The 6,496-nt window shown below is 71.9% G+C and carries 8 protein-coding genes; 4 read left to right on the top strand and 4 right to left on the bottom strand.

Annotated features, from left to right (window positions below; translation table 11 throughout):
* Positions 1-375: DoxX family protein (locus HY68_RS45505; protein WP_041993536.1), on the bottom strand; the 375-nt coding region annotated here is incomplete at its 3' end.
* A 142-nt stretch (positions 376-517) separates the two neighbouring features.
* Between HY68_RS45505 and HY68_RS44110 the strand changes: the two genes are divergently transcribed.
* Both HY68_RS44110 and HY68_RS27085 read left to right on the top strand, forming a co-directional pair.
* Positions 518-814: a DUF4235 domain-containing protein gene (locus HY68_RS44110; RefSeq protein ID WP_041993533.1), complete on the top strand. Its 297-nt coding sequence runs from the start codon at positions 518-520 to the stop codon at positions 812-814.
* Positions 815-909: 95 nt separating this feature from the next.
* Positions 910-1,545 (top strand): endonuclease, encoded by a 636-nt coding sequence (locus tag HY68_RS27085; protein WP_041997282.1) that lies wholly within the window; start codon positions 910-912, stop codon positions 1,543-1,545.
* Between the two features lie 127 nt (positions 1,546-1,672).
* Here the strand turns inward: HY68_RS27085 and HY68_RS27080 are convergent, their stop codons facing one another.
* Both HY68_RS27080 and HY68_RS27075 read right to left on the bottom strand, forming a co-directional pair.
* The gene (locus tag HY68_RS27080; protein WP_041993530.1) at positions 1,673-1,867 is read right to left on the bottom strand and encodes an antitoxin; all 195 of its coding nucleotides are present in this window, start codon (positions 1,865-1,867) and stop codon (positions 1,673-1,675) included.
* A 129-nt stretch (positions 1,868-1,996) separates the two neighbouring features.
* The gene (locus HY68_RS27075) at positions 1,997-2,377 is read right to left on the bottom strand and encodes a luciferase family protein (protein ID WP_041993527.1); all 381 of its coding nucleotides are present in this window, start codon (positions 2,375-2,377) and stop codon (positions 1,997-1,999) included.
* A 180-nt stretch (positions 2,378-2,557) separates the two neighbouring features.
* Here HY68_RS27075 and HY68_RS27070 point away from each other — a divergent pair, with 180 nt between their 5' ends.
* Both HY68_RS27070 and HY68_RS27065 read left to right on the top strand, forming a co-directional pair.
* Complete coding sequence (locus tag HY68_RS27070) at positions 2,558-3,130, top strand: HD domain-containing protein (protein WP_041993524.1); 573 nt, start codon at positions 2,558-2,560, stop codon at positions 3,128-3,130.
* 190 nt (positions 3,131-3,320) lie between these two features.
* The gene (locus HY68_RS27065; RefSeq protein WP_078863804.1) at positions 3,321-5,111 is read left to right on the top strand and encodes a hypothetical protein; all 1,791 of its coding nucleotides are present in this window, start codon (positions 3,321-3,323) and stop codon (positions 5,109-5,111) included.
* A gap of 45 nt (positions 5,112-5,156) precedes the next feature.
* Here the strand turns inward: HY68_RS27065 and eno are convergent, their stop codons facing one another.
* Positions 5,157-6,455, bottom strand: coding sequence for a phosphopyruvate hydratase (gene eno / locus HY68_RS27060; protein WP_041993521.1), 1,299 nt, complete (start codon positions 6,453-6,455; stop codon positions 5,157-5,159).
* Positions 6,456-6,496 lie beyond the last annotated feature (41 nt).

Here is a 6,496-nt window from a genome sequence, read left to right as displayed (position 1 = left end):
TCCCACGAGCCCCAGACAGGCCGCGGTCCAGCCGAGGAAGCCGGGGTGCTCCAGGCCGCCGTCCTGGTTGAAGAAGCCGTTCGGGGCGTGCACGGAGACGGCAGCGGCCATGCCGCCGGCCGCGGCGGCGCCGGCCGCCGGGGTGGCCAGGCCCAGGGCCAGCAGCACCCCGCCGCCCGTCTCGCCGAGCCCCGCCGCGATGGCGCTCTCCTTGCCCGGTTTGAAGCCCAGGGACTCCATGCCCTGCGCGGTGCCCTCGATGCCGGGGCCGCCGAACCAGCCGAACAGTTTCTGGGTGCCGTGCGCCGCGAGCACGGCGCCCGCTCCGATCCGCAGGGCGAGCAGTCCGACGTCTCGTCGGTTCACACAGGTCATCTCGGGACTCCGGGGGTGCGGGGTGGTCGGGCATGTTTCCTTCCACCGTGCGGTGCGCGGTGTCACCGGGGAGAGCGTTGTTGGTCCGTACGGGTCCGGTACGGCGTTGTGTGCGTGCGTCCGTACCGGGCACCCGAGCGGCGTGACCAAAAAACAGAAACTCACCCTCGCCTACCGGCCGGCCGGTTTCGTGCTCGGCTGGGTCGGCGGCGCGCTGGCGCGACCGCTGTTCCGCTCCGCCTGGAAGGCGCTGCGCCACGAGGACGACGCGCCCGACGCCCTCGACCGCGACCGTGGCTGGGGCGAGGTGCTGCTCGCCGCCGCCGTGGAGGGCATGATCTTCGCCGTCGTCCGGACGGCCGTCGACCGCTCAGGGGCCAAGGCCATCGAGCGTGCGACGGGCACCTGGCCGAGCAACAATGAAGGACGCAAGGAGTAGTCGGCGCGGTGCCGGTGGCCGCGATACCGGTGGCCGCGATGCCGGTCGGCACGGTGCGGAACGGCGCGGGACGGCTCCGGCAAGGGAGGCATGCCATGGCAGGGGCCAAGGACCGGGAAGCCGTGCGGGATCTGCTGAAGACCCACGGCCGTACCTACGCCGATGAGGCGGACATCCGCCTCAAGGACACCCCCCAGCCGCTGTACCGGCTGCTGGTGCTCGCGAATCTGCTGAGCGCCCGCATCCGCAGCGACATCGCGCTCGCCACCGCACGCGCGCTGGCCGAAGCGGGGCTGCGCGGCCCACGGCAGATGGCGAAGGCCACCTGGCAGCAGCGGGTGGACGCATTGGGCCGTGGCGGCTACCGACGCTACGACGAACGGACCTCGACCCAGCTCGGCGAGGGCGCCGAACGGCTGATCGAGGATTACGGCGGCGATCTGCGCCGGCTGCGTAAGGCCGCGGACGGAGACATCGACGAGCTGCGCGGCGGGCTGCTGCGGACGCCCGGGCTCGGTCCTGTCGGCGCCGACATCTTTCTGCGCGAGGTGCAGGGGGTCTGGCCCGAGGTCGCCCCGTACCTGGACTCCAAGGCCCAGGAAGGCGCGCGGCGCGCCGGTCTGCCGGAGGACCCGAAGGCGCTGGCGCGGCTGGCCGACGACACGGGCGCCGATCCGGCGACGTTCGCCGCGGCGCTGGTACGGGCCGGGCTCGAACCGTCGAAGGGGTGACGGTCAGGTCAGGGTGACGGTCGAGGAGTAAGGGCAGCGAAGACAGCTGATGGCCCCGCACCCACGGCTCTGTGGGTGCGGGGCCATCAGCTGTCCTGGGGGTTACGGGCCCACGGGCCCGCGACCGTCAGTTCTGGGGCGGGCGGCCGCCGGAGTCTCCGGAGCCGAGCTGGTCGTCGATCTTCTGCTGGGCGGAGTCGACCTGGCCGCTGTACTTGTTGCCGGTCTTCTTGTCGACCGCGTCGCCGGCCTTATCCACGCCCTTGCGGGCCGTGTCCTCATGCCCCTTGACGAGGCCCTTCAGCTTGTCGAGCATCGACATGGCTAGCTCCTCACTCGGAACGTACTTCCCACCACGATCCACGCTGCCGGGCGATCCCGCATCCGCAGCGAACGGGCGCGGCCACCGGCACCGGCCGGGGGCCGGGGGCCGGGGGCCGGCGTGAGCGGGTCAGCGTGAGTAGGCGACGCCGTGCCGGGTGCAGGGGTCGGTCACCCGGCTGCCGGCCGCTTCGACGGGCAGCGCGGCGACGGCCTGCAGCGCGGCGCTGACGAGCGTCGTGAGCAGATCGATGTCGGCGCCCGTGTCGAGCCGTACGGTGACCCAGCCCGAGCCGCTCCTCATCCGCAGCGCGCTGGAATTCTTCAGCGCGGGGCGCAGCTTGGCGATCATAGGATTGGTGAGATGCACATCGGCTTCGTTCTCGCCGTGGAAGTGCACGATCTCCTGGGTGCCCGTGCGTACGCACAGGTCCGTGCCGCAGTAAGCCCGGCCGACGCTGAGACCCGGCCAGGTCATCAGTCGTTCGCCGGCGTGTCTGGCAGCGTTCATACCCATCAGCGTGCCGTACCGACGCCCGTTGGCACAGGGAAAGCGGATAACAGATCGGACGGGCCGTCCGACGGCATTTGTTCGCCACGCGTTCAGTCCGCCGTTCGGCGACGCGTTCACCCCTTCGTGATCTGCTCGGAAGGGCGAAGGCAGACATTCCCTGGACGAGAGAGGCCGCCCATGGCTGCGAACTCGGTCGACGAGCTGATGGATCTCCTGCACGCGTGTCAGGGCGCCTGGGACACACCGGACCGCAGCGGGGATCCGGTGGATCTGCACGATCACGCCCTGCAGACGGCGGCGCTGCTGCGCCGCCTGCGCCCGGCCGACAAGGAGCTCCAGGTGGCCGGGCTCGTCCATGACCTGGGCCATCTGCTGCTGCCCGGTGACGACGCGGGGCACGCGGACCGGGCGGCCGACGCCGTGCGGCCGCTGCTCGGCGAGCGGGTGGCCCGGCTCGTACAGCTGCATGTGCCGGCCAAGCGTTATCTGGCGGCGGTGGAGCCGGGCCGGCCGCTGTCGGCGCAGAGCGCCCAGACCCTGGCGGTGCAGGGCGGCCCGATGAGCCACGACGAGGCGGCCCGCTTCGCACTCGACCCGCTGGCCGAGGACGCCGTACGGCTGCGCCAGGCCGACGACGAGGGCAAGACGGTGGGACTCGACGCGGGGGTGCTGGAGGACTGGCGGCCGGTGCTCGAGTCGGTGGCGGCGGCGCACGGCCGACAGCTCCAGTACGGGACGGGCCCGCGCTGAGGCCGGTGGGCCGGTCGCTCTCGGCGGCCTGTAGGCGCGACACATCGCCGGGCAGACCGCCGGGCAGACCGCCGAACGGCCCAAGCGCGGTGTGATGCTCCGTCAGGTCCCGGATGCGACGGCGGTTTTTCTCCCTTTTGATGGTTCATGACCCCGGTCGGGGATCGCCGAGCCACGAAGGAACACCGTCATGGACGACACCCTGCCCGCTCGCACCGGCAGCCCGGGAGCCGGTCTGACCGTGCCCGTGGTGGTCCGGGACGCACCGTCGCGGCGCCCGGCGGACGCGGCTCCGCCGCAGTGGCACCGGGGCGTCACCCTGCTGGCGGTCATCAGTCTGTTCATCGGTACGCGGGGCGCCTGGACCCGGGCGATGACGGTCCATCCGCCGGTGGCCGCCGTCATCTCGGTCTGCTACCTGGGCATCCTGGTCTGTGGCGTGCTCACCCTGGCCGTACGCGGCCGCCGCGCGCTGACCCGGGTGGACGCCGGTGTGCTGGGACTGGCCATGACGCTCGCGATCTGCGGCTATCTGCTGCGCAGCGACGGTACGGACGAGGGTGTGCTGACCGCGCAGGCGGCGCTGGAGATCCTGCGCGGCCACACGATCTACGACCGCCCCTGGCCGTGGCTGTTCGGCGGCCCGCACGTCGGCCTCACGAAGACCATGTCCGGCGGCGCGGATCTCACGTACGCCTATCCCCCGCTGGCCGCGCTGCTCACCGCGCCCGTGCGTGCCTTCGTGCCCTTCGCCTCCGCGGCCACCGGGGTGACCATGGCCGCCCTGCTCGCCGGTACGGTCACGCTGTGGCGGCTGCTCCCCGCGCCGTGGCGGTCGGCGGCGACCGCCGTCTGTCTGGGCTTCGGGCTGCTGCCCGGCTACGCCCGTTCCGGCTATCCGGCGATTCTCGCCCTCGCGCTGCTCGTCCCGGTGGTGGTCCGCTGGCAGACGACGGGCGCGGGCGGCCGGCTCGGGAGGTACGGGGTGCTGCGCGCGTGCTGTCTCGGCGCCGCGTGCGCCAGCCAGCAACTGGCCTGGTTCCTGCTGCCGTTCCTGCTGATCGGCCTGCACGCGGTGCGCCGCGGCGAGCTGGGCGGCCGGGCGGCGCTCGCCCTGCTGGCCCGATACTGCGGCCTCGCCGCGCTGACCTGGCTGCTGATCAACGCGTACTTCATGGTGCTCGATCTCCCCGCCTGGTTCGACGGCACGCTGCTGCCGCTCACCCAGGGGGCGATCCTGCACGGCCAGGGCGTCATGGGCATCTCGTACTACATCACCGGCGGCAGCTCCCGGCTGGACTTCTACTCCTACGCGGCGTTCCTGCTGCTCCTCGGCCTGCTCGCCGCGGCTCTGCTGTTCGTACGCAGGCTGGGGCCCGCGCTGACCGTGCTGCCGTGGCTGGCGTTCTACGCCGCCACCCGTTCCCAGGACGGCTACTTCCTGCTGATGACACCGCTGTGGCTGGCTGCCGCCGCGACCGTTCCCGCTGCCGCGTTCGCGACGGCGTGGCAGCCCGCGCTGCCACGGATCAGCGGCATCAGGGGTGGCAGGGGTTTCAGGGGTGGCAGGGGCTTCAAGGCGCGGGTCGTGGTGACGGTGGCGCTGCTGCTCCCTTCGGTGCTGTGTGCGGGTGTCGCGGCGCTGAGCCCGGCGCCGCTGCAGATGAGCGCCGTACCCCGGTTCGCCGAGCGTCCTGGTCTGTCGCGTCCGGTCGTCACCCGTGTTGTGGTGCGGGCGGTGAACAGGTCGGGCAGCGCGCTGGAGCCGCACTTCGCCAGCCGGGCCGGCCAGGGCGCCTCGGACTGGTGGACGGTCCGGTCGGGTCCCGCGCGGCTCGCTCCGGGCGCCGCCGGGTCGTACGTCCTGACGCCACCCGGCGGCTTCAGGGAACTGCCGGGCGGCAGACATCCCCGTATCCATCTGATCGCGGTCACCGGAACGCCGATGACGATCAGCTCACTGCGGCTCAAGACCCCGTGACGGTCCGGGCCTTCCTGCGGTCGCCCCAGGTCCTGTCGTTGGGATCTAGCCGACCAGTGTGTTCGACCGCAGGCCGAGGGCTTCGCGGCCCGCGTAGCGCGCCTGGCCACCCAGTTCCTCCTCGATGCGGATGAGCTGGTTGTACTTGGCGGTGCGGTCGGAGCGGGAGAGCGAGCCGGTCTTGATCTGGCCGCAGCCGGTGGCCACGGCGAGGTCGGCGATCGTGGTGTCCTCGGTCTCGCCCGAGCGGTGCGACATGACGACGGTGTAGCCGGCGCGGTGGGCGGTGGCGACGGTGGCCAGCGTCTCGGTGAGGGTGCCGATCTGATTGACCTTCACCAGGATCGAGTTGGCGACGCCGTCCCTGATCCCCTCGCGCAGCAGCGTCTCGTTGGTGCAGAAGACGTCGTCGCCGGTGAGCTGGCAGCGGTCGCCGAGCCGCGACGAGAGGAGCCGCCAGCCGTCATGGTCGTTCTCGGCCATCGGGTCCTCGATCGAGGCGACGGGGTAGCGGTCGACGAGCGAGACCAGGTAGTCGGCGTGCTCCTCGGTGGTGCGGCGTACGCCCTCGCCCGCGTAGTCGTAGACCCCGTCACGGAAGAACTCGGACGTGGCGGGGTCCATCACCACGGTGATGTCGGTGCCGGGCTTGTAGCCGGTGCGCTCGACGGCCCGTACGACGAAGTCCAGCGCCTCCTCCGCGGTCCGCAGGTTCGGTGCGAAGCCGCCCTCGTCGCCGACGCCGGTGCTGTGGCCCGCGGCGATGAGGTCGCGACGCAGGGTATGGAAGACCTCCGAGCCCATGCGGACCGCTTCGGCGAAGTCGGCTGCGCCGATGGGCGCGATCATGAACTCCTGGAAGTCGAGCGGATTGTCCGCGTGCGCACCGCCGTTGACGATGTTCATCATCGGAACGGGCAGCAGGCGCGCGTCGACCCCGCCGACGTAGCGGTAGAGCGGCAGCCGATGGGCCTGCGCCGCGGCCTTGGCGGTGGCGAGGGAGACGCCCAGGATCGCGTTGGCGCCGAGTCTGGCCTTGTCGGGGGTGCCGTCCAGGTCGATCAGCGTGGCGTCCACCGTTGCCTGGTCCTCGGCTTCGAGGCTGACGACGGCGTCGGCGATGACCTCGTTGACGGCGTCGACGGCGCGGCGGACGCCCTTCCCGTGGAAGCGGGTCGGGTCGTCGTCGCGCAGTTCGACGGCTTCCCTGGCGCCGGTCGACGCTCCGGACGGCACGGCGGCGCGGCCGGTCGAACCGTCGACGAGTTCGACGTCGACCTCGACGGTCGGGTTGCCCCGGCTGTCGATGATCTCGCGGGCCACGATGCGGGTGATGGCGGTCATGGTGCTGCTCCTCACGATCGGCGGATACGACGGAGTGTAAG

The organism is Streptomyces sp. AcH 505 (genome assembly GCF_000818175.1).
GTDB lineage: Bacteria > Actinomycetota > Actinomycetes > Streptomycetales > Streptomycetaceae > Streptomyces.
Note: the sequence above shows the minus strand (reverse complement) of the source record. Positions and strands in the feature narration are given on the sequence as shown.

Excerpts from the sequence above, each read along its gene's own strand:
- HY68_RS27070 (WP_041993524.1), top strand. The coding sequence starts at position 2,558 with ATGGCTGCGAACTCGGTCGACGAGCTGATGGATCTCCTGCACGCGTGT.
- HY68_RS27065 (WP_078863804.1), top strand. The coding sequence starts at position 3,321 with ATGGACGACACCCTGCCCGCTCGCACCGGCAGCCCGGGAGCCGGTCTG.
- HY68_RS27075 (WP_041993527.1), bottom strand. The coding sequence starts at position 2,377 with ATGAACGCTGCCAGACACGCCGGCGAACGACTGATGACCTGGCCGGGT.
- eno (WP_041993521.1), bottom strand. The coding sequence starts at position 6,455 with ATGACCGCCATCACCCGCATCGTGGCCCGCGAGATCATCGACAGCCGG.
- HY68_RS27080 (WP_041993530.1), bottom strand. The coding sequence starts at position 1,867 with ATGTCGATGCTCGACAAGCTGAAGGGCCTCGTCAAGGGGCATGAGGAC.
- HY68_RS27085 (WP_041997282.1), top strand. The coding sequence starts at position 910 with ATGGCAGGGGCCAAGGACCGGGAAGCCGTGCGGGATCTGCTGAAGACC.